This is a genomic window from Psychrobacter sp. 1U2 (genome assembly GCF_051847575.1).
In genome coordinates this window covers 1-643 of record NZ_JBPYDC010001282.1, presented here as the reverse complement: position 1 = coordinate 643, position 643 = coordinate 1, and the positions used below count along the sequence as shown (strand labels likewise).

Below are 643 nucleotides of genomic sequence, written 5' to 3'. Positions count from 1 at the left end.
CGATAAACCCTGCGCCAGAGGAAATACTAATATCGCGCACATGAATATCAAAGCCTGTAGGTCGACCAAGTAGTTTGGCATTATCACTAAGCGAATACTGGGTTTTGGCGATACATACTGGCATCTTATCAAGATTCAATGCTTCTAGGCGGCGTATTTTGGCCTCGGCCAGACTACTGATATCAATATCATCTGCCCCATAGATGCGCTGTGCAATCGTGCGAATTTTATCCGCAATGCTGTTGTCACTGTCATAAGCCAAACGAAATTGGCTGGGTTTATGACTGTTATCCTCAAGCAGCTTAATTAAAGAGTGTGCTAATTCTTCACCGCCCGCGCCGCCTTTCTCCCATACTTGCGTTAAGGCAACTTCCACACCTTTTGCTAGGCAGGCTTGTCGTACTAGCTCAATCTCAGCGTCCGTATCACTGACAAACTGGTTAATGGCGACGACTACAGGCAGTTCGTAGACTTCTTGCATATTTTCGATATGCTTCATTAAATTTGGCAGGCCTTGCTCAAGCGCTGCTAAGTTTTCAGTGGTTAGATTGTCTTTAGCGACACAACCATTGTATTTTAACGCTCGAATGGTGGCGACAATAACGGCTGCATCAGGCGTCAATCCTGATAAGCGACACTTAAT

Annotated in this window: 1 protein-coding gene; it reads right to left on the bottom strand. The window is 45.4% G+C overall.

Going from position 1 to position 643, the window contains the following annotated elements; translation table 11 throughout:
• A partial coding sequence (locus ACS8FD_RS21660; protein ID WP_439277390.1) for a formate--tetrahydrofolate ligase occupies positions 1-643 on the bottom strand: 643 nt, incomplete at both ends.